This window comes from Streptococcus timonensis (assembly GCF_047463455.1).
Lineage (GTDB): Bacteria > Bacillota > Bacilli > Lactobacillales > Streptococcaceae > Streptococcus > Streptococcus timonensis_B.
In genome coordinates this window covers 25413-45200 of sequence record NZ_JASHDV010000006.1, presented here as the reverse complement: position 1 = coordinate 45200, position 19788 = coordinate 25413, and the positions used below count along the sequence as shown (strand labels likewise).

The 19788-nt window shown below is 41.2% G+C and carries 15 protein-coding genes; 1 reads left to right on the top strand and 14 read right to left on the bottom strand.

Translation table 11 applies throughout. The features are described 5' to 3' along the window. The 3 genes from QM847_RS08025 to hisS form a co-directional block, all read right to left on the bottom strand. Window positions 1–1549 (bottom strand): Ig-like domain-containing protein (locus QM847_RS08025; RefSeq protein WP_414354927.1); only part of this gene is annotated, 1549 nt, incomplete at its 3' end. A 143-nt stretch (window positions 1550–1692) separates the two neighbouring features. Then, window positions 1693–8259: a G5 domain-containing protein gene (locus QM847_RS08020; protein ID WP_414354925.1), complete on the bottom strand. Its 6567-nt coding sequence runs from the start codon at window positions 8257–8259 to the stop codon at window positions 1693–1695. Between the two features lie 274 nt (window positions 8260–8533). Beyond that, window positions 8534–9811, bottom strand: coding sequence for a histidine--tRNA ligase (gene hisS, locus QM847_RS08015; protein WP_414354923.1), 1278 nt, complete (start codon window positions 9809–9811; stop codon window positions 8534–8536). A gap of 196 nt (window positions 9812–10007) precedes the next feature. Here hisS and QM847_RS08010 point away from each other — a divergent pair, with 196 nt between their 5' ends. Further along, the gene (locus QM847_RS08010) at window positions 10008–10577 is read left to right on the top strand and encodes an MptD family putative ECF transporter S component (protein ID WP_414354921.1); all 570 of its coding nucleotides are present in this window, start codon (window positions 10008–10010) and stop codon (window positions 10575–10577) included. 25 nt (window positions 10578–10602) lie between these two features. On the opposite strand, the gene QM847_RS08005 is transcribed toward QM847_RS08010, so the two are convergent. The 11 genes from QM847_RS08005 to tsaB form a co-directional block, all read right to left on the bottom strand. Next, on the bottom strand, window positions 10603–11295 hold the full coding sequence (locus QM847_RS08005) for a methionine ABC transporter permease (protein ID WP_269798202.1): 693 nt from the start codon (window positions 11293–11295) through the stop codon (window positions 10603–10605). Between the two features lies 1 nt (window position 11296). Beyond that, window positions 11297–12358, bottom strand: coding sequence for a methionine ABC transporter ATP-binding protein (locus QM847_RS08000; RefSeq protein ID WP_414354919.1), 1062 nt, complete (start codon window positions 12356–12358; stop codon window positions 11297–11299). Next, window positions 12351–13724 (bottom strand): M20 family metallopeptidase, encoded by a 1374-nt coding sequence (locus QM847_RS07995; RefSeq protein WP_414354917.1) that lies wholly within the window; start codon window positions 13722–13724, stop codon window positions 12351–12353. Before QM847_RS07995 ends, QM847_RS08000 begins: the two co-directional genes overlap by 8 nt. 122 nt (window positions 13725–13846) lie before the next feature. After that, on the bottom strand, window positions 13847–14713 hold the full coding sequence (locus QM847_RS07990; protein ID WP_414354915.1) for a MetQ/NlpA family ABC transporter substrate-binding protein: 867 nt from the start codon (window positions 14711–14713) through the stop codon (window positions 13847–13849). 154 nt (window positions 14714–14867) lie between these two features. Further along, entirely contained in the window at window positions 14868–15710 is an 843-nt protein-coding gene (locus QM847_RS07985; protein ID WP_269798206.1) for an amino acid ABC transporter substrate-binding protein, read from the bottom strand. Window positions 15711–15813: 103 nt separating this feature from the next. Continuing rightward, window positions 15814–16137: an AzlD domain-containing protein gene (locus tag QM847_RS07980; RefSeq protein ID WP_075565392.1), complete on the bottom strand. Its 324-nt coding sequence runs from the start codon at window positions 16135–16137 to the stop codon at window positions 15814–15816. Beyond that, window positions 16127–16822: an AzlC family ABC transporter permease gene (locus QM847_RS07975; protein ID WP_414354912.1), complete on the bottom strand. Its 696-nt coding sequence runs from the start codon at window positions 16820–16822 to the stop codon at window positions 16127–16129. Before QM847_RS07975 ends, QM847_RS07980 begins: the two co-directional genes overlap by 11 nt. Window positions 16823–16889: 67 nt before the next feature. Continuing rightward, window positions 16890–17504, bottom strand: a complete 615-nt coding sequence (locus QM847_RS07970) for a hypothetical protein (protein ID WP_269798209.1) — start codon at window positions 17502–17504, stop codon at window positions 16890–16892. A 66-nt stretch (window positions 17505–17570) separates the two neighbouring features. Continuing rightward, a complete protein-coding gene (tsaD, locus tag QM847_RS07965; protein WP_414354910.1) occupies window positions 17571–18581 on the bottom strand; it encodes a tRNA (adenosine(37)-N6)-threonylcarbamoyltransferase complex transferase subunit TsaD in 1011 nt (336 codons plus the stop codon). Continuing rightward, window positions 18571–19008 carry a ribosomal protein S18-alanine N-acetyltransferase gene (rimI, locus tag QM847_RS07960; RefSeq protein ID WP_414354908.1) on the bottom strand — a complete coding sequence of 146 codons (438 nt, stop codon included), beginning with the start codon at window positions 19006–19008 and terminating at the stop codon, window positions 18571–18573. The genes tsaD and rimI overlap by 11 nt, the downstream gene beginning before the upstream one ends. Next, the gene (gene tsaB, locus QM847_RS07955) at window positions 19005–19688 is read right to left on the bottom strand and encodes a tRNA (adenosine(37)-N6)-threonylcarbamoyltransferase complex dimerization subunit type 1 TsaB (RefSeq protein ID WP_414354906.1); all 684 of its coding nucleotides are present in this window, start codon (window positions 19686–19688) and stop codon (window positions 19005–19007) included. The genes rimI and tsaB overlap by 4 nt, the downstream gene beginning before the upstream one ends. Window positions 19689–19788 lie beyond the last annotated feature (100 nt).

The window sequence follows — 19788 nt, the reverse complement described above, 5'->3', positions numbered from 1 at the left end:
CTTCAGTTGTTGGAGCTTCAGTTGTTGGAGCTTCAGTTGTTGGAGCTTCAGTTGTTGGAGCTTCAGTTGTTGGAGCTTCAGTTGTTGGAGCTTCAGTTGTTGGAGCTTCAGTTGTTGGAGCTTCAGTCGTTGGAGCTTCAGTCGTTGGAGCTTCAGTTGTTGGAGCTTCAGTTGTTGGAGCTTCAGTTGTTGGAGCTTCAGTTGTTGGAGCTTCAGTTGTTGGAGCTTCAGTCGTTGGAGCTTCAGTTGTTGGAGCTTCAGTTGTTGGAGCTTCAGTTGTTGGAGCTTCAGTCGTTGGAGCTTCAGTTGTTGGAGCTTCAGTTGTTGGAGCTTCAGTCGTTGGAGCTTCAGTTGTTGGAGCCTCAGTTGTTGGAGCCTCAGTTGTTGGAGCCTCAGTTGTTGGAGCTTCAGTTGTTGGAGCCTCAGTTGTTGGAGCTTCAGTTGTTGGAGCCTCAGTTGTTGGAGCCTCAGTTGTTGGAGCTACAGTTGTTGTGGTTGTTGTTGTAGTCGTGGTTGTAGTTGTAGTCGTGGTTGTAGTTGTAGTCGTGGTTGTTTCCCCTTCACCTTCACCAGACGCATTGTAGATTAGGGTTTTAGCTGGGTAGCTACGTTCGTTAGGGAAGTTTTCAGCTTTCCACTTGATGACGTTGTTAACTACATCACCTTTTTTCTTAGTTTCAGTCAACTCAGTAGTGTACTCCAAGAACATTGGCCAGTTCCAGTTGTCACCAAAGTTGATCGTGAAACCAGTGATTTTACCATCAGCGTTCTTAGTGTATACTGCTTTCTTAGAAAAGTTGTCAGTTGGGTCAAGTTTTGTAAGTTGCTCTTCGCTTTCGATAGCTTTAGGTTGAGTTGCATAACGAACGGCACGAAGGCTTCCTTCTACCAATACTTGTCCGTCTGTAAGCTCATCTGTGATGACCATCTTGTTCAATTTATCTTGAGCAGCGTTCAAGATAACTTTCCACTTGATACGTTTAGGATTTTGTTGGTCTTGGTATCCATACTTGTACTCGTATTGACCGATCGCAGTAGAATCTTTATCAAATGTCAAATTGTATGTTTGCTCACCATACTTGAATGTCTTTTTACCAGACTCAGTTACAGTAGAAGCATTTACAACGATATCGTATTTCAATGACATTCTCTTATTTTGTGGGTTTTTAGAGAAATAGTCAGTGAAGGTTACTGTTGTTTTACCAGTAGCTGGGTCAGCAACTGCATTACCAACGATGTCAGAGCCATTTTTGATTGGAAATTCTGACTTAGTAGGCCAGTTCAATTCTTTTGGTAGTTCAAGAACTAGTGTATCACCTGCATTGATTGCTTGAGAATCCGGGAAGGTAATATTGTTAGTTGCTTCCATGGCTTGACCTTGACCTACTTTTGTATCAGCAGTAATTGGTTTCTTATCGAAAGTAATAGTAGTGTTGTTAGTATAGTTTGTTACTTCAGCACCAAAGACTGTCGTCAATGTTACCAATGAAAGAACAAAGATACTTACAAACGCTAAAATGCGTGTTACGCTCTTTTGTGAAATCTTCATCACAATAAACTCCTTTAATTTAATCAGACATATCATAGCATTTTTTAAATCCTTTTACAAGCCTTTTAAAGGTTTTTTTAAAAGATTTTTGTTTTTTTGCTAGAAATATTCTTTTTTTCTATCGTTTTATATGAATTTTGTATTTAACAGTCGTCTTTTTTCTCTTTAATGCCGATCATTGTTAAGAACATCATCAAGATTCCAAGCAGGCTAATCCACCAGTTTGACTGGTCTCCAGTCTCTGGCAAGAGCTGATCTTGGACAACTGGCGCTTCAGCTGTTTGTGATTCTTGAGCTGAAACTGCTAATGGCTTCATTTCCTCCTCCTGTTTAGGAGTTGGAACTGCTGGGATAACCTTATCTGCTGGTGCCATTGGTTTTGATTCGGGTTTCAATTCTGGCTTCTCAACCATTGGTTGAAACTCAGGGATGTGAGCCTGTGGTTTTTCAACCAGTGTTCCGATTTCAATAATCTCTGCTTGTGGTTCTTCTATGACTTCTGAGCCGAGCAATTCTTTCTTGATCACAACTCCATCCTGAAGAGTCAAACGATAAACATATTGACGTTTTCCTGGTTTACCTTTTTGTAGAAGAACTTGTGTACCTTTAGCAAGCTTAGGATTTTCAACTATTTGTTTTTCAAAGTCTACTTCTTCTACTTGGATGCTTTCTTCTATTGTAATAGAAGAAACTTGTTTGGTTCCGATCTCAGTGATCTCTGCTTGTGGTTTTTCTAGGATTTCTGAGCGAATCAATTCTTTCTTGATGACAACTCCATCCTCAAGAGTCAAGCGATAGACATCTTGTCGTCTACCTGCCTTGCCTTCTTGTAAAACATTCACAGTTCCTTTTGCTAGCTCTGCATTTTCAACTGTTTGTTTCTCAAAGGCTACTTCTTCTACTTGGATGAGCTCTTCTGTTGTAATCGTAGGAACTCGTTTTGTTCCAACTAAGATTACACGAGTCACTGCTTTTCTAATAACCTTAGTATCTACCAATGTAGACGAACGCTCTTCATCATTGAAGTAGTATTTCTCAAAGGTCTTGTGAATCAGTCCATCTTGACCCTCTTGGAAGACTCTCGTTTCACCTTCTGGTAAGCTATCATCATTGCGATATTCTGTTTGATGAGTAATAACCTCATCCTCAGTTACTAGGACTGTACGCTCAACACCAGTACCAACCACAACAACTTGGTTGACAGGTTGAGTCGTGATCACAGTTCTTAGATACTCACGTTGAGTTTCTTTGCCATTGACGTAGGTCACTTTATAGTAGTCTGTTTGAGTTCCTTCTTGACCTTCTACTTCGACCAGACGATAGCTAGTAGGCTTAGACTTGTCCTCGCGAATGATAGTGTTGTAAGGAATTACACTTGTTGTGCTGATTTCCCTAGTTTCAGTCACTTGAGAACCGATATGGATGATTTGTTCGAGGGCTGGAGTCAACTCCTTGACGCTAATCAAATCAGTCTTGACCAAAATTCCATCTTTATAAGTTAGTTGATAAACTTTCTCTACTTGGCCAGGGCGACCTTCTTGAACAAGCTTACGTTCACCCTTCGGCAAGTTTTCATCAATGACAGTAACAGTTCTAAAGTTAGTCTCTTCGATTCGTGTATCCTGTTTCACTTTAATATTTGGAACATGTTTTGTTCCTACTAAAATGATTGTTGGGACTGCTTCTCTGACAACTTTACTTTCAATTAATCTTGAAGAACGTTCTTCATCATTGAAGTATTGCTTCTCGATTGTCTTATGGATTAGCCCATCTTGACCTTCTTGGATAATCTTCGTTTCACCTTCTGGCAAAGTATCGTCGTTACGGAACTCCGTTGGACTTGTGATTCTCTCTTCTTGAATTTCGAAGATTGTACGTTCAATACCAGAACCTTCAACTAGGACTTTATTGACAGGTTGAGCTGTAATGACAGTTCTGAGGTGTTCACGCTTAGTTTCCTTGCCATTGACGTAAGTTACTTGGTAGTAGTCTGTTTGAGTTCCTTCTTGGCCCTCTACTTCAACAAGGCTGTAACCAACTGGCTTGGTCTTATCCTTACGAATAATAACATTGTATGGAATTGGACTTGTTGTGTTGATTTCCTTAGTTTCAGTGACTTGAGTACCGATATGGATAATCTCATCTTGAACCTTCTGAACTTCCTTGCTACTAATCAAGTCTGTCTTAATCAAGACTCCGTCTTTGTAGGTTAGTTGGTAAACTTTTTCAATCAGACCATTTCGTCCTACTTGAACTACCCTAGTTTCACCTTTTGGTAGATCTGGATTTTCAATCTTTTGAGTCTTATAAGCAATCTTCTCAGTTTGAGTATCCTGTTCTACCTTGATAGTTGGTACATGTTTTGTTCCTACCAAGATGATAGTTGGAGTTGCTTCTTTGATTAGTTTGCTATCTACTAATTTCGTAGAACGCAATTCGTCATTGAAGTATCGTTTTTCGATCGTCTTACGAAGGAGGCCTTCTTCTCCAACTTGAGAAATCTTAGTTTCACCTTCTGGAAGAGTGTCATCATTTCGATACTCAGTTGTGCTTGTAATCTTATCTTCTTGAATTTCAAAGAGGGTACGTTCTACTCCGGCACCTTCGACAATCACCTTGTCAACAGCTTCTTTAACGACTGTTGTCTTGAGATGCTCGCGTTTTGTTTCAGTACCATTGATGTAGGTTACTTTATAGAGGTCTGACTTCTCACCGTCTCGACCTTCTACCTCAGTCACTCTATAACCGATTGGCTTAGTCGTGTCTTTACGAACCTTAACGGTAAATGGAATTGGACTTGTCTCGCTTGCTTCTCTAATTTCTTTGATACGAGTTCCAACTTGGATGATCTCATCTACTGGATCTGTAGTGATGTTAGATTCTACAAATGTACGAGATGTCTCTTCTCCATTCACTTTCGTTACAGAGTAGCGATTTGTTTTCTGACCCTTCTTACCTGGCTGGATAACCTTAGTTGTTCCTGCAGGAAGTTGATCCGAAAACTCTTTGAGAGTATTGTAATCGATTGACTCTGTCTCATCTACAAGCTCAGTGGTTTCAACAATAGGTGTCGCATTTCCGACACGAACGACACGGTTGACTGCATCTGTAATCTTATGTTCAGAAACGATGGTACGACCGATTTCTTTACCATTTCGATAACTTACTAAGAACGTACGGACAATTTGTCCTGGAGTACCTTCGACATCAACAACACTTTCTCCTGCCGGAAGTGTATTGTCAGAGACATAAACCGTCTTGAATGGAACATCAACCTGCTCATCCAATGTACGTTCTGTCATCTTAGAAGTACCAATTACTGTGATTTCGTCAACAGCTTTTGGATCCTCAACTTTCGAGATTTCCTTACGAGAAACTTCGACATCGTCCTCATAGGTAACTTCATAAGTTGTTGTGATGGTACCAGGAGATCCGACTTGAGTAATCTTGCTGTAGCCTTCTGGTTGGGTTTCATCTTTTTCGATAACCTTGTTGAAGTCTTTTTCTTCGACAACAACTACGGATCTGATTGATACAACCACACCTAGACCTTTAACAACGATCTTGTTCTTCTTCTCTTTGAGGGTATTTTCATTGACCAAGGTACGATCAACAAGTTCGCCATTGAGGTAGGTAAGTTTATATTGACTTTCAATACGACCTTTTTCACCTTCTTGACGGACTTCTTCGTAGCCTTTTGGTTTCGTGTAGTCGTATTCAACTACAGTTTCAAAGTCAACATCCTTAACCTCAGTAGTGTATTCAACTTTTTCTACTGCACTACCAACTGTGATAATGCGTTTGACTGGTTGATCAATCACTGTCTCAGATGTCAAAGTCTTACCGGCTTCCTTACCATTCAGTTTTCTGATTTGATAAGTTTTTTCAACAGAACCATTCTTACCAGCTTGATTTTCAAATTGATAAGTCTTTGGTTTTGTTGGGTCAGTTCTGATTTCTGTTTCGTATGCAACAGTTTCTTTCTCAGTAACAGTCTCAAAGGTTTCTGTAGCTGTACCAATCAAAACGATTTCTCTCGTAGGCTCTTGAATTACTTCCTCAGATTCAATCTGACGACCTACAATTGTATCACCAACTTTGGTAATCTTGTATACATTAACTTTCTTACCAGCGACACCTTTTTGTACGGTTTCTTTAAATCCGATAGGAAGTTCATCTGTCTCACGAGTTTCGATGATGTACTCTGTAGTTGTTGTTGTACGAAGTGTTTCAACCGTTTTGTCACCAACGATATCTACTGGAGCTAGCGGTTTCCCATCTAGAGTGTTACGTCCAAGGAAGACATTATTACTCTTGGCATTCAAGTTCACCCACTCACCATTATATAGTCTGAAGAAACCATTTTTGTTTGGTGTGTCTGCGATAAACTTGTTGTCTGTAGCTGTTACTTTAACAGTGTCATTGAGACGGTTGATACCAAAGAAAGCTTGCATTATGTCTTTGATAACTCTACCGTCCGTTTTACGGGTAACATCATAACGTTGCCACGGCTCATTGTCTTTATACTTAAAGGTATTGCTATTGACATCAATAGAAGCTGCGTTTGTGCTTTCAATCGCAACCGCATTTTTCCATCTAGATTTGATTTTCGATACAGTCAACTCATTGTTGTCAATGTTGATGCTTCCTCTAGTCTTGGTAAATGGCACTTTTGTAACCTTGTTTACACGTTTACCAGTTGTACGGTCAATAACACTTGCTACATAAGTTGTATCATCATTAATGTAAATCGGTAACTGCTTGATGTCATCTACTTCAATCTTGTTTCTTGAAATAGTGATATCACCTGAACCACCACCTTCAACACCTCTAGATGCTTGAGCAGTATTGTTGTTAACAGAAATGATATAGTCTGTCGAATCACCAGTGATAGTGTTCCCTTCGATATTTAGGCTATAATCATTTGAACTTTCGTTATTTCTAAAGAGGATACCAAAGGTTCCTAGTTGTCCATCTTCAAATGGTTTTGTCAAACCTTCAATGGTGTTATTTGAAATGACATAACGACCTTTATCAAGAGGTTTGGTCCATTTATGGTTTTTCTCATTTGTTAGGATAGAGATGGCTGTGTAACCACGGTAACGAGCTGGATCATCATCATCGTTTTCTAACTTAGAGTTTGGATCTTGTGTTACCTTGTTGTTACGAATAATGACATCCGTCATCGGATTGGCACGGTTATAAACCTCGATACCATTCAAACGGTCTCCGAGTGAGACGTTGTTTTCGATGAGGATCTTATTCCCGTCGTGAATATCCAAACCTTTACGGTAGTTGTAGTTTGTATAGTTTCCAGTATAGGTAATGCCATCATTATAAGACCCTGCCATTGAGGCAGCACCATATCCAGTACCACCGTCCAACACATGACCGTTGTATGACAAGATATTATTGTCTACCACAAAATTACGTTGGTAACCGAACATAACACCAGCAACACGGTTGTTATGAAGGAAAGAGTTGGTTACCTTGTTACCGTCCATGATAGGAACATCTGGATCTCCGATAGACTTGACTTCATTTGAAACCTTTTCAGAGATACTGCTATAACGGATTGGTCTACCGCTAGCATCATACTCTTGAGCTGTTGCCTTGCTTGAACTAAAGAAGACACCGGCTCTGTTGAATTTCATTGCACGAACATCATTGATTGTAACGTTTGAAGAATCGTTTACATAGATCCCGTTTGAGCTTCCAAAGTAAGATTTCCCTTTACGGTAAAACTCATTGTCTTTTGTGTAGTCTGATGAATCATAGGCGTGCTCAACAGTTAAGCGACCTACAGTAAAGTTATTCTGATTTTGAATGAGGACCGCAGACTCGTAACGGTTATCCGTCAAGTTTGTTTCAGGATCGTGCTCTCCATCTTGCTTTTTGTTAAACACGATTTTTGTATTGTTACGACTTGGACCACTACCAATTAAACCTTTTACATTGGCATAGTTCTCATCGATAACCAAGGTTTTCTTCAAGAGGACATTCCCTGAAACCATTACGGCAGCTCCACCCTCAACCTCATTGGCTGCTTTCAGAGCTTTTTGAAGAGAATCACTTGCTTCAATCTTACCAGTCGTATCTAATCCATAATCTGTAGCTTTTACATACTTACCGTATGTTGCATCTTCATATACTTTTGTATTGCTAGCTGCAGCTCTTCTTCGGCGAGCTCTAGGAGCTGCTGATTCATCTTTAGGAGCTTTCGGTTCCTCTTTAGGAGTCGTTACCCCCTCTTTAGGTGTCTCTAACAACTTTTTCAGTTCTTCTTCAGGTGTTGTTTCAGCTGCTGGTTTTTCTACCTTAGGCTGTTCTGCTTTTGGCTGCTCAGTTGTGGGTTGCTCTTTAACAGGTTGTTCTGCTGCTGGTTTTTCTTCAGCAACCTCTTTCTCAGCAGGAGACTTGTCTGCTTCCTTTTCTGCCACTTCCGTTGTAGTAGTAGAGTCTTCCGGCGTTAAAACTGCAGATTTACCCTCATCATTTGCCACATCTTTCGAATCGTTGGCGGTAGTTTCACCGCTTTCGTTCAATTTTTTCTTTTTTAAAGGAGCTGTTTCTTTTTCATCCTGATTTTGAACAACTGTGTTATTTGAGAAATCAGTTGTATCAGCTTTAACATGCACTTGACCTAATTGGAAAGTGGTTAAAATCCCAATTGTCAACAGTGAATATTTTGTTGATTTTCTAATATTCATTTTCTTTTTCTCCAAACTCTCATTTAGCCATCATCTCTTTATAAGATTTGAATTCTGCATAAATATCCTTAGACTCCCTGTTTTAGGGCGCAAAATATTTATTCTATACTATTCAATAATACAGTGATATAGGGCGAAAGTCAATAAATTTTAACCGAAATTTTTATTTATCCAACTAATACTTTTCGTTTATGATTTTTTTCTAAAATTTTTGTCTTTTTGGTACTTTTTATTCAAAAAAGCTAGGAATTTTTCCTAGCTTTTTTTGGTTCTTTTATACTAATTTTTCAAAGACTTCCGAGAAATTTTTGCTAATAGTTTCAAGCGAAACTTCTACTTCTTCTCGAGTTTGGTTGTTCTTAACCTTAACTTGTCCACTTTCGACTTCACTCTCTCCTAGGGTGATGAGGGTCTTAGCCTCAAAGACGTCAGCTGACTTGAACTGGGCTTTGAGCTTGCGATTGAGGTAATCACGCTCCACTTTGAAACCTTGTTGGCGAAGAGCTTGTACCAACTCCAAAGCCTTCAGATTAGCCTCTTCACCAAGGACAGCAATATAGACGTCGAGAGCGTTTTCGATAGGTAGGGCCACACCTTGCTTTTCAAGGATAAGAAGCAGGCGCTCTACACCAAGGCCAAATCCAAATCCAGCAGTTTCAGGACCACCAAAGTAGGCAACCAAACCATCGTAGCGACCACCCGCACAGACTGTCAAATCATTGCCCTCGATCTCAGTGATAAACTCGAAAATCGTGTGGTTGTAGTAGTCCAAACCACGTACCATATTGGTATCGATGATATAGTCTACTCCAAGATTTTCCAACATCTGACGCACAGCATCAAAATGAGCTTGGCTTTCTGCATCAAGGAAGTCCAAGATAGACGGCGCATTTTCTACTGCCACCTTGTCTTCTTTTTCCTTAGAGTCCAAGACACGGAGAGGATTTTCCTCCAAACGACGTTGGCTATCCTTCGACAAGGTCTCCTTGAGCGGTGTCAAATAGTCGATCAAGGCCTGACGATAAGCCGCACGGCTCTCAGGATTTCCGAGAGTGTTGAGGTGTAGTTTGACACCTTGGATGCCGATTTCTTTCAAGAAATGAGCTGCCATAGCGATGGTTTCCACATCGGTAGCTGGATTGCTAGAACCAAAGCACTCAACACCAATCTGGTGGAACTGGCGTAAACGACCTGCTTGTGGACGCTCATAACGGAACATAGGGCCCATGTAGTAGAACTTACTTGGCTTTTGCACTTCTGGGGCGAAGAGTTTATTTTCCACATAGGAACGAACAACGGGCGCAGTTCCTTCTGGACGGAGGGTAATATGGCGGTCACCCTTGTCATAAAAATCGTACATTTCCTTGGTTACGATATCCGTTGTATCTCCGACAGAGCGGCTGATGACCTCGTAATGCTCAAAAATAGGCGTGCGCACTTCTGCGTAGTTATAGCGCTTGAAAATTTCACGGGCAAAGCCCTCAACGTACTGCCACTTAGCAGACTCAGCAGGTAAAATATCCTGTGTTCCTTTTGGTTTTTGTAATTTCATAGGGAATCCTCTTTATAACTTAATAGTCCTATTTTACCATAAATGAGGGGATTGGGACAGTCGGAGGAGTAAAGAAATAGCTTTAGTCTGTACCTCTTTCATCTGATTTCCGGATAAATAGCAAATGTCGCCCAGTATTTACAATCTATTACATGCATGATACAATGAAAACCATCAGATATACGAAGGAGAACTTATGAAAAAGAATATCTTGACAACCCTTGTTGCTGCTCTTGTCTACTTTCTCTGTATCGGAGTGGGTGTTCTACTAGGGAACCTTGTCGACCACACCGGAAATATGTTTTACGCACCAGCCTTTGCAGCCTTAGTAGGTGGTAGCGTCTATATGATCCTTTTAGCAAAGGTTCCTCGTTTTGGAGCGATTACTACGATTGGACTTGTGATTTCTCTATTTTTCCTTGGGAGTAAGCATGGTGCTGGAGCCTTTCTGCCAGGAATTATCTGCGGTCTTGCAGCAGATAGCATCGCTCACTTAGGACAATACAAGGATAAGTTCAAGAACCTCCTTTCCTTTCTAGTCTTTGCTTTTGGTACTACTGGTCCTATTCTACTCATGTGGTTAGCACCTCAATCCTATATCGCAGCTCTAGTCGCTCGCGGAAAATCTCAGGACTATATCGACCGCATTATGGTTGCACCGAATCTTGCTAATATCCTCCTCTTTATCACAAGTGTTCTTATCGGCGCTTTGCTTGGTGCCCTGATTGGACAAGAACTTAGTAAGAAGTTGACACATAAAATCTAAATAAAAAAGAGCCAGATGGCTCTTTTTATTTATGACTTAATTTCTTAGTCAAGAAGTCTCCCAAGAATTGGATTGTAAAGATAATCAAGATAATGATGATAGTCGCAAGAATGGTTACATCGTGATTATAACGGTTAAATCCATAAGCAATAGCTACGTTACCGATACCACCTGCTCCTACTGCTCCCGCCATGGCTGTTTCACCGATAAGGGAAATTAAGGTCACAGTTGTCACACGAATCAAATCTGGAAGTCCTTCTGAAAGGTAAACACCTACGATGTCCCAGAAAGTAGCCCCGCTGGCTTGTGCCGCCTCGATAACTCCGCTATCCAGTTCTGCCAAAACTACCTGCACCTGACGAGCAAAAAAGGCAAAGACTGCGAAAGAAAGAGGCACAAGCGCCGCATTGGGTCCAATACTTGTCTTCACAATCAAGTGAGAAAGGGGTGACAAGATAGCCAAAAGAATAATAAATGGAACTGCACGGAAAATAGAAGTAATCTTATCTAAAATCCAGAAAACAACTTTATTTTCCAAGACACCACCTGGAGCAGTCAAGACAAGGAAAAGCCCTGCTACTAGCCCCAAGAACCCTCCAATGATGAAGGAAAGAATTGTCATATAAAGTGTTAAGTAAATAGCTGTTCCCCAGCCCGCCTGGCCAGACCAGCCCATCTTATAGACGTTTGGTAAGTATGTTTGAATCCATGCTTCCATCTTACTGTCCTCCCTTCAATACTTTAAGTTGTACACCCGCTTGACGAATAGCTTCTTGTGCGCCTGCAAGAGCTTCTTTTTCTCCTGAAAGGACAACTACTAGTTCACCAACAGGGGTGCCATCAAGAATCTCAATATTCCCATAAAGGATATTGGCTGTTACTTGATAATGTTTGTATAATTCATTCAAAAGTGGCTCATCTGTAGAGGCTCCTGCATACTTGAGTTGTACCAAGAGGCTATTCTTAGATAGGTTTTCTACAATTTCCTGCTGCTCGATTTTGCCCATGGCTTCATCAATTCCAGTAGCTGTCGAAATGAAGTCCTGGGTCAATGGTTGTTTAGGATCTGAGAAGATTTCAAGAACACTACCTTCTTCAATCAAACGTCCATCCTGCATAACTGCCACACGGTTAGCAATATCTTTGACAATCTGCATTTCATGCGTGATTAAGACAATGGTCAAGCCTAATTTTTGGTTTAAATCCTTAAGCAAAGCCAAAATCTGCTTAGTTGTCTTAGGGTCTAAGGCAGACGTTGACTCGTCTGAAATCAAGATTTTTGGATCATTAGCCAAGGCACGTGCAATAGCCACACGTTGTTTTTGTCCTCCAGATAGTTGAGACGGATAGTTTTCGGCACGGTCTGCTAGGCCAACTAATTCCAATAATTCAGCAACTTTTGCCTTTTTTTCATCCTTGCTCAGCCCTGAGTGTTTAAGGGCAAAAGCTACGTTTTCCTCAGCTGTTTTTTGACTCATGAGGTTAAAGTGTTGGAAAATCATCCCAATATCTTGACGTTTTCGACGTAACTCCCCAGCAGTCAAAGACACTTTATCATCAAAAATAACATCATCATCAATGGTAATTCTACCTGCAGATGGTTTTTGCAAAAGGTTGATAACACGAACCAAGGTTGACTTCCCTGCTCCAGAATATCCAACGATTCCGTAGATATCTCCTTCTTGGATATGAATGGTCACATCCTTAACCGCTGTGACAGTTCTTTTCTTTTGATGAAAAGTCACATCGATTTGATCTAACTTGATAATATCTCTACTCATAGCTTCTAATCAGCTCCTCTACTAATTCAATATGGGTGTAATAATCTGCGATTCGCACATTTTCATCTCCACCATGGTCTCGGCTATTGGCATTCCCCAATCCGAAAGCAATCATAGGTACTTCTAAGGCATCAAAGACTGTATGCATGGGACCTGTCCCAGCCGTTGTCGGCAAGACAGAAACCCCCTGTGGATAGAATTTTTTTGCCAACTCAATGACATTGAGAATGGACGGTGCACTCATGTCACTTCGGTAACTCATCTCGCCCAAAGTATAGTACAATTCTACCTTATCAAAGCCGTTTTTGTCTAGTTGTTTTCGGATTTTATCCAAAACATCATGGGGTTCAAGTCCTGGAACCAAACGAACTTCTAGCTTGGCACTAGCTTCTGCTGGCAAGATTGTTTTGACTCCTTGCCCTTGATATCCTGACTGGATCCCTTCGATATTGAGAGCTGGTTCAAAGAAGAAACGCTTTAGAAAGGCGGTACGTTCCTCTTGTAATAAAGGCAATTCTAAACCATATATATGATTGATTTCTTCTGGGTTTCGTTGAGCGTAGGTATCAACCAAAGCTAACTCGCGTTCATTTGGCGCTTGAACATTATCGTACAAACCGTCAACCAAGATACGACCATCGGTTGCACGAAGACTGGTCAAGGCTTGGATGAGATACCAGGGAGCCGACTCGACGACTCCTCCATAGCTAGAATGGATATCCACGTCTGCACTCTTAACCTTGGCATCAAAGGTTACAATTCCCTTATTGCCCCCTGAGATTTCTAGCTGCTCTAAGGCATTTTTTGTTCCTTGTTCCCAGACCAATAGATCTGCACCACGGAGTTTGTCAGCATGCTTTTCTAGATATTTATCCAAATCCATAGAGGCCGATTCCTCTGCCCCCTCCATGATAAAGCTGATATTGACTGGAAGATCATCGTGGTTCTGCATATATTTTCTAAGAGCACTTAAGCGAGCAGTGATATGCCCTTTGTCATCATCAACTCCACGTCCATACATAATCCCGTCACGAACAGAAAGAGTAAAGGGATCCTCTGTCCATACTTGATCACCATCTGCCGGTACTGTATCGTAGTGGTTGTAGAAAATAATAGTCTTGGCATCTGGTCGCGAACTTTTAAAATGAGCCATGACAAAAGGCGCCGTATAGCTCTCGTCAATCTCAACCTCTGCACCTACACGCTTAAAAATCTCGCCTAGATAACGGGCAACTTCTTTAAGACCAACTTGCTGAGCAAAAACTGATTTTTTAGAAATCAAAGTACGCAAAACCTCAAAATAATGTTGCGCTACATGATCCTTTTCAAACTTTTCAATTTGTTCTTGCGGGTTAGAAAAAACCATTTTCTCTCTACCTTTCTACTAGGGCTTGTACCTTTTAGCAAATACAAGTGGATGTCCATTTGCATGATTCTCAATATAAAAGCAAGAGGTGGAAAATCTCTCTCCCACCTCTTTATGTTTTATTACCAAACTGGTTGATCCAAGCCGTCTGAAGTTTCTTCGATGACTTTTTTCACTTCATCTGTATGGTAAGCTGCGATAACTTTCTTGATTGCATCAGCTTTAGGTGATGTTTCCCAATCTTTTTTCGCAACGATGATGTTGTACCATTGTTTTGAGTTTTCGTCAGCTTGCTCTTTAAAGAGTGCTTTCTTGTAGTCCAATTTTGCTTCTGTAACGAATGTGTTGTTTACAACAGCTGCATCAACTGATGACAATGAACGAGCTGTTTGGCTAGCGTCCAACTCAGTGATTTTCAAGTTCTTTGGATTTTCTTTGATGTTTGCGATTGTCGCAAGTTCAGTTCCTGAAACGTCCAATTTGATCAAACCAGCTGATTGAAGAAGGTAAAGAGCACGGCTTTCGTTTGTAGCATCGTTTGGAATTGCAATTTCACCCTTATCTGGGATTTCTTCTACTTTAGTATATTTGTTGTCACTTCCGTTCAAACCTGAGTAAAGACGGATTGGTGAGATGTACGTATCTGCGATCGCTACAAGATCTTTACCGTTTTCTTTGTTCCAGTTGTTCAAGAAGTTGTAGTGTTGGAAAGCGTTCAAGTCTACTTCCCCATCAGCAGTTGCTTTGTTTGGTTGTGAGTAGTCTGTAAACTCTGTAAATTCCAAAGTAATCCCGTCTTTTTCAACCAATTCTTGGATTTTATCCCAACGTGCTTCTTCTGAACCGCTACGGTTTACAGTTGCGATTTTAATTGTTGTTCCCTCAGCTGCTTTATCAGCTGCTTTTTGACCTGAAGATGCACAAGCTGCAAGTGTAAGACCTGCTACTGTAGCGACTGTCGCTACGCCTAACCATTTTTTAATGTTCATTATTTTTTTCTCCTTATAAATAATACTGTAATAGTATCTCATACTTTATTTGAATAAGCAAATTGTTATTAGATGGGCAGAGATATAGCTTAAAACTATATGTCGAAAGAGTGCAAAATCATCCATTTACTAAAGAATGGATGATTGCTAAACACTATTTAATATCAGCTTCCGCTGGCAGGTAAGAGCCACCAAAGAACTGTTGAGATAGTTTTTCAAGAGTTCCGTCTTTATATAGTTCTTGGATGCGTTTATCCACAAATGCCTTCAACTCATCTTGACCTTTTGCAAGAAGTGGGTAAACATAAGGTTGTTGGTCACTTGGAAGTTCGATGACTTTCAAGTTATCCAGACCTTGATTTTTGATAACTGTCTCTACACCGATCTTGTCAAAAATCTTATAGTCAAATTGACCATCACTCAAGCGAGACATGATTTGTTGGAAATCAGCCTTTGTATAGTTAAGGATAGTTGGATTGTCCGCATGCTCTGTGTTATATGCTTCCAATTGTTTAGCTGAGGTTGTTCCTTGAACGACTTCAGTAGATTTTCCACCGATATCATCAAGAGACTTGATGCTAGTGTCGTCCTTCTTCACAACAAGAACGTTAGGGTTTTTAGCAGTTGGCGCTGCGTAGAGGTATTTCTCTGCACGTTCTTTGGTATAACTGAGGTTGTTAACGGCCATTTGGTAACGATCACTATCAAGTCCTGGGAAAATCCCTGACCACTCTGTCTTTTCAAACTTGACAGTATACTTGTCTGAGTCTTTAAAGATAGCACGAACAAGCTCAATCTCGTAACCAGTCAATTCACCATTTTCTTCATAGATAAATGGTTTTGGTGAGCCGTTAGTTGCTACAACGATTTCTTTCTTAGCACTTGTTGCATCACCTGATGCCGCATCTTTCTTCTCACCACCTGAGCAAGCTGCTAGTAGACCTGCGGCAACAAGCCCCAGAGCAGCAAGTGATGAATATTTGATGATTTTCTTCATGATATTTCCTCCAAAATAGAATATAGTCTTATCTTAACAGAAAAAAAGCAATTCCGCCATTATATGATTTCTATCTTTGCCATAGGTTTTCTTTATATCTGATTTAAAAGACAAGACGCAAGATAGCTATTAAGACAACCCCAAAGAGAACCGTCCCCACCAGATTACGATAGCGAAAGGCGACAAAGGCCGTTGGAAATACTGCTATCAAGTCTAACCACTTGATTTGAGGAAAATCTCCCACCTTACCTGTTGCCACACTTGATAGAATCAAGGCAAAGATAATAGATACAGGTAGAAATTTTAAAAAACGCTCGACAATAGCAGGCAAGCCCTTATACTTGACCAAGATAAAGGGAATCACACGTGGAATCCAAGTAACTAGTCCAGAAAAAATAACAGCTAACAAAAGATACTTACTGACCATCTAAGATTACCCCCATTGTACATCCAAGCAGTGTCGCAAATAGGACAGCTAGCGATTGAGATACCACTGTCAAGAGTATAAAGAAGGAAAGGGCAACTACTCCTAAAATGATAAAGAGGTTGCGCAAGGGAATTCTTCTTTGCATAATCTGAAACTGAGAAGTAAAAATCCCGATAAACATCCCCACTAGAGCAAAATCTAGACCAATAACTTCCGGATTTGGCAAAAGCCCACCTAAGGCAGTCCCGACAACCGTCCCCACAAACCAAGCCACATAGCTATTTAGATTGTTACCATGCATCCACATAGGATTGACCTTGTCCGTATGGACCAGCTCGCCCATCAAAACACCATAGGTCTCATCGGTCAAGATACTAGACATACCGATATTGTGACCTAGGCTAGTATGACGAAAATAGGTAGAAGCGTGTAAACTCAGCAAAAAGAGACGTAGATTGATCAAAAAGACCGTCATGGCAATAGCAGCCACAGGCGCTTGGACTGCAATCAAGGCCAGCATTGCAAACTGGGCGCTTCCAGCATAAACAAAGAGACTCATCAAACCCATCTCAACAGGTGTTACATATGGAGCCCCGATAATCCCACAAGCAAGGCCGATACTAACATAGCCTAAAGCGGTCGGCACTGCAGCCTGTAGCCCCTCCCAAAATCCTTTTTCTTTCATAAACCTCCTCATTCTTACAAATATATCATTCAACTGCCAAGCGTTCAAAACAAGAACCCTAGGGCGACTACCATCGAGATTGATCGATTCGAATATGATATTGATTAATCTCAGGATTGTCATCATCCTCATATTCTGTATGATAAACATCAGGATAAACATCGATCCAGAGTTCTCTCAGTTGCCCTTTCAGTTTGACCTTAAACCGATAACCACCATCATCCCCGACCAAGGCATCAACTTTCAAAGATTGAAAATTGGGTAGAGCTTCGATTTCTGCTTTCATATCTTTGGTCATTTGATAAAATACTTCTTTCTGTTGAGCTTTGGAAGTCACAGGGAAATATACCGCCGCCCCTTGTAAACGATGTGATTCTGAAAAAGTAAAGGTCACTCGGCCGCTGTAATTTTTCCATTTAAAATTTTCGTAGTCGTAGAAAAGACGCCCTGTTTTATAGAGATAGGGATCTCTTGCATGCCAAGTATCGTGATAGCCTGTTTCTGTTTCTTCTACTATTTTATTAGGTTTTCCAAACACTTTTTCAACAGATTCTAGAGGCATGTTAAACGAAATAGATTCAAACATGACCAATTGCGTCTTTTGAAACAGCTGAAAAACCAGCAGAGACAGCAATAATCCCACTAGAGCAAGTGCTATACTAATTGTTTTTTTAAATCTCATATGTCTACTATACTAAAAAGTTCTGCTATTTGTCCAAGATAAAAGAGTTAACCCTAGGCTAACTCTTTATTCCATGGTATCAAAAGCAAGGCTAGGTTTGGCATTTAGATCCAATCTTGCAAAATTTTCTTTGTTCCACTCGCTGACGCTGGCATAAGCAATCATCCCTGCATTATCTCCGCAAAGACGTAGAGGTGGAATGATAACCTTGACATCGGTGATTTCAGCCGCCAAACGTTCTCTAAGACCTTTATTGGCCGCCACACCACCAGCCACGACTAGGGTTTTAACAGGGTATTTCTCCAAGGCCTTCTTGGTTTTTGCCATGAGAATATCCATAACTGCTGCTTGGAAGGAAGCACACAAGTCCTCTGTAGACAGGCTTTCTCCCTTTTGCTCGGCATTGTGGTGAAGATTGATAAAGGCAGACTTCAAACCTGAAAATGAAAACTCCAGATTATCTTCCTTAATCATGGCACGAGGAAAGTCATAAACATCCTGACCTTGATGGGCTAACTCGTCAATCTCGCGACCAGCTGGATAGGTCAAACCCATGACACGGCCGACCTTATCATAGGCCTCACCAACCGCATCATCACGAGTTTCCCCAACAATCTTATAATCGCCCGCCTCAGAAACATAGACTAACTCTGTGTGCCCACCACTAACTAATAGAGCCAGCAAGGGAAACTCCAAAGGCTCGACACTCTGGGCTGCCATGAGGTGACCGGCCATGTGATTCACAGGGATTAGAGGCAGTCCATGCGCCCAAGCAAAGGCCTTGGCAGCTGATAAACCAACCAGCAAGGCTCCTACTAATCCTGGTCCGTAGGTAACAGCAACAGCGGTTACATCTTCTTCGCTAATACCTGCTTCTGCTAGTGCCTCCTCGATACAGGCTGTAATGACTTCTACATGGTGACGACTAGCTACTTCTGGCACTACGCCCCCAAAACGTTTGTGACTCTCGATTTGACTAGCAATGACATTGGACAAGAGCTGGTCGTCATTTTTTAAGACGGCGACACTGGTCTCATCACAGGATGTCTCAAATGCTAAAATATATCTATCCTTCATCTATTTCTCTCTTCATGATAATGGCATCCTCAACTGGATCATGGTAGTAGGACTTTCTCTCAGCGATGACCGCCATTTTTTCTTTCTTGTAAAATGCTTGCGCTCGGTGGTTGGACTTTCTAACTTCGAGGAAAATTTCCTTATCTGCGGGCAATTGAACAAACAAGGCTGAGGCTATACCCTGACCTTGATAGGCTTTTTTGACAGCGATTTGCAAGACTTCTGCTTCAAAGAGATTCTCCTGAATTGCTAGAAAACCTATCACTTCTGCCCCATCATAAGCTAGAGCATACCAAGTCTGGTCTTGGGACAGGTCTGCTTGGATTTGTTCCAATGTCCAAGGACTGACTGGATAAACATCTATCATAACAGCGTAGATAGCTTGTGCCACGTCAGGTTGCTGTTGGATTTGTTTGATTTCAATCATAGGCGTTTAATGTAAGACTCACCAGACTCGGCGTGGTTCTTGAGCCAATTTTCCTCAGCTTCGACACGTTTGAGGTAATTCGGCACAAAATCGTGTAAGGAGTCTGCTTCCTTGTCCCAGGCCCAAAGAGCTAGATTCGCTGCGTTTGGTAAGGTTTCTTGATAGTTGGCCTGTGGTAATTGCTCTTGAATCTGCTCGACAAAGGCACCCACTTCACCAACAAAGGTTACCTGGTCAGCATCCTTGACTTGCTCAAGGACTTTCGCAAAGGACAGATGCGCTTCTGGAAAGACAGGTTGAGCATATTCATAGAATCCTGCGTAGACATTGTTGCGGCGTGCATCCATCAAAGGAACAACCAAACCTTCCTGTTGACTCGGTACCAGAGCTAAAAGGCTAGACATCCCTACTAACTCAATGTTTAGGGTATGAGCCAAGGTCTTGGCAGTGGCTACTGCGATTCGCAAACCTGTATAGCTACCAGGCCCCTCTGCCACGACGATTCGATCCAAATCCTTAGGTGTCCAATCTAGACTGGCCATCAAAAAATCAATAGCAGGCATGAGGGTAATACTGTGATTTTTCTTGATATTAATCATGGTCTCGGCAAGAAGCTGCTTGTCCTCTAAAATGGCTAAAGACAGAGCCTTGCTGGACGTATCAAAAGCTAATACTTTCATAACACATTCCTATCTTTTTGTCTGTTTACTATTATACTACAAAAGCCGACACATGGGAATTTTCTTTGTTTTGAAACAAAAATGTCCTGACAAATAGACA

Bases quoted from the DNA above. Each gene is read 5' to 3' on its own strand.
- QM847_RS08005 (WP_269798202.1), bottom strand. From the start codon at position 11,295: ATGGAAGCATGGATTCAAACATACTTACCAAACGTCTATAAGATGGGC.
- tsaB (WP_414354906.1), bottom strand. From the start codon at position 19,688: ATGAAAGTATTAGCTTTTGATACGTCCAGCAAGGCTCTGTCTTTAGCC.
- rimI (WP_414354908.1), bottom strand. From the start codon at position 19,008: ATGATTGAAATCAAACAAATCCAACAGCAACCTGACGTGGCACAAGCT.
- QM847_RS07970 (WP_269798209.1), bottom strand. From the start codon at position 17,504: ATGAGATTTAAAAAAACAATTAGTATAGCACTTGCTCTAGTGGGATTA.
- QM847_RS08010 (WP_414354921.1), top strand. From the start codon at position 10,008: ATGAAAAAGAATATCTTGACAACCCTTGTTGCTGCTCTTGTCTACTTT.
- QM847_RS08000 (WP_414354919.1), bottom strand. From the start codon at position 12,358: ATGAGTAGAGATATTATCAAGTTAGATCAAATCGATGTGACTTTTCAT.
- QM847_RS07990 (WP_414354915.1), bottom strand. From the start codon at position 14,713: ATGAACATTAAAAAATGGTTAGGCGTAGCGACAGTCGCTACAGTAGCA.
- tsaD (WP_414354910.1), bottom strand. From the start codon at position 18,581: ATGAAGGATAGATATATTTTAGCATTTGAGACATCCTGTGATGAGACC.
- QM847_RS07985 (WP_269798206.1), bottom strand. From the start codon at position 15,710: ATGAAGAAAATCATCAAATATTCATCACTTGCTGCTCTGGGGCTTGTT.
- QM847_RS07995 (WP_414354917.1), bottom strand. From the start codon at position 13,724: ATGGTTTTTTCTAACCCGCAAGAACAAATTGAAAAGTTTGAAAAGGAT.
- QM847_RS07975 (WP_414354912.1), bottom strand. From the start codon at position 16,822: ATGAAAGAAAAAGGATTTTGGGAGGGGCTACAGGCTGCAGTGCCGACC.
- hisS (WP_414354923.1), bottom strand. From the start codon at position 9,811: ATGAAATTACAAAAACCAAAAGGAACACAGGATATTTTACCTGCTGAG.
- QM847_RS07980 (WP_075565392.1), bottom strand. From the start codon at position 16,137: ATGGTCAGTAAGTATCTTTTGTTAGCTGTTATTTTTTCTGGACTAGTT.
- QM847_RS08020 (WP_414354925.1), bottom strand. From the start codon at position 8,259: ATGAATATTAGAAAATCAACAAAATATTCACTGTTGACAATTGGGATT.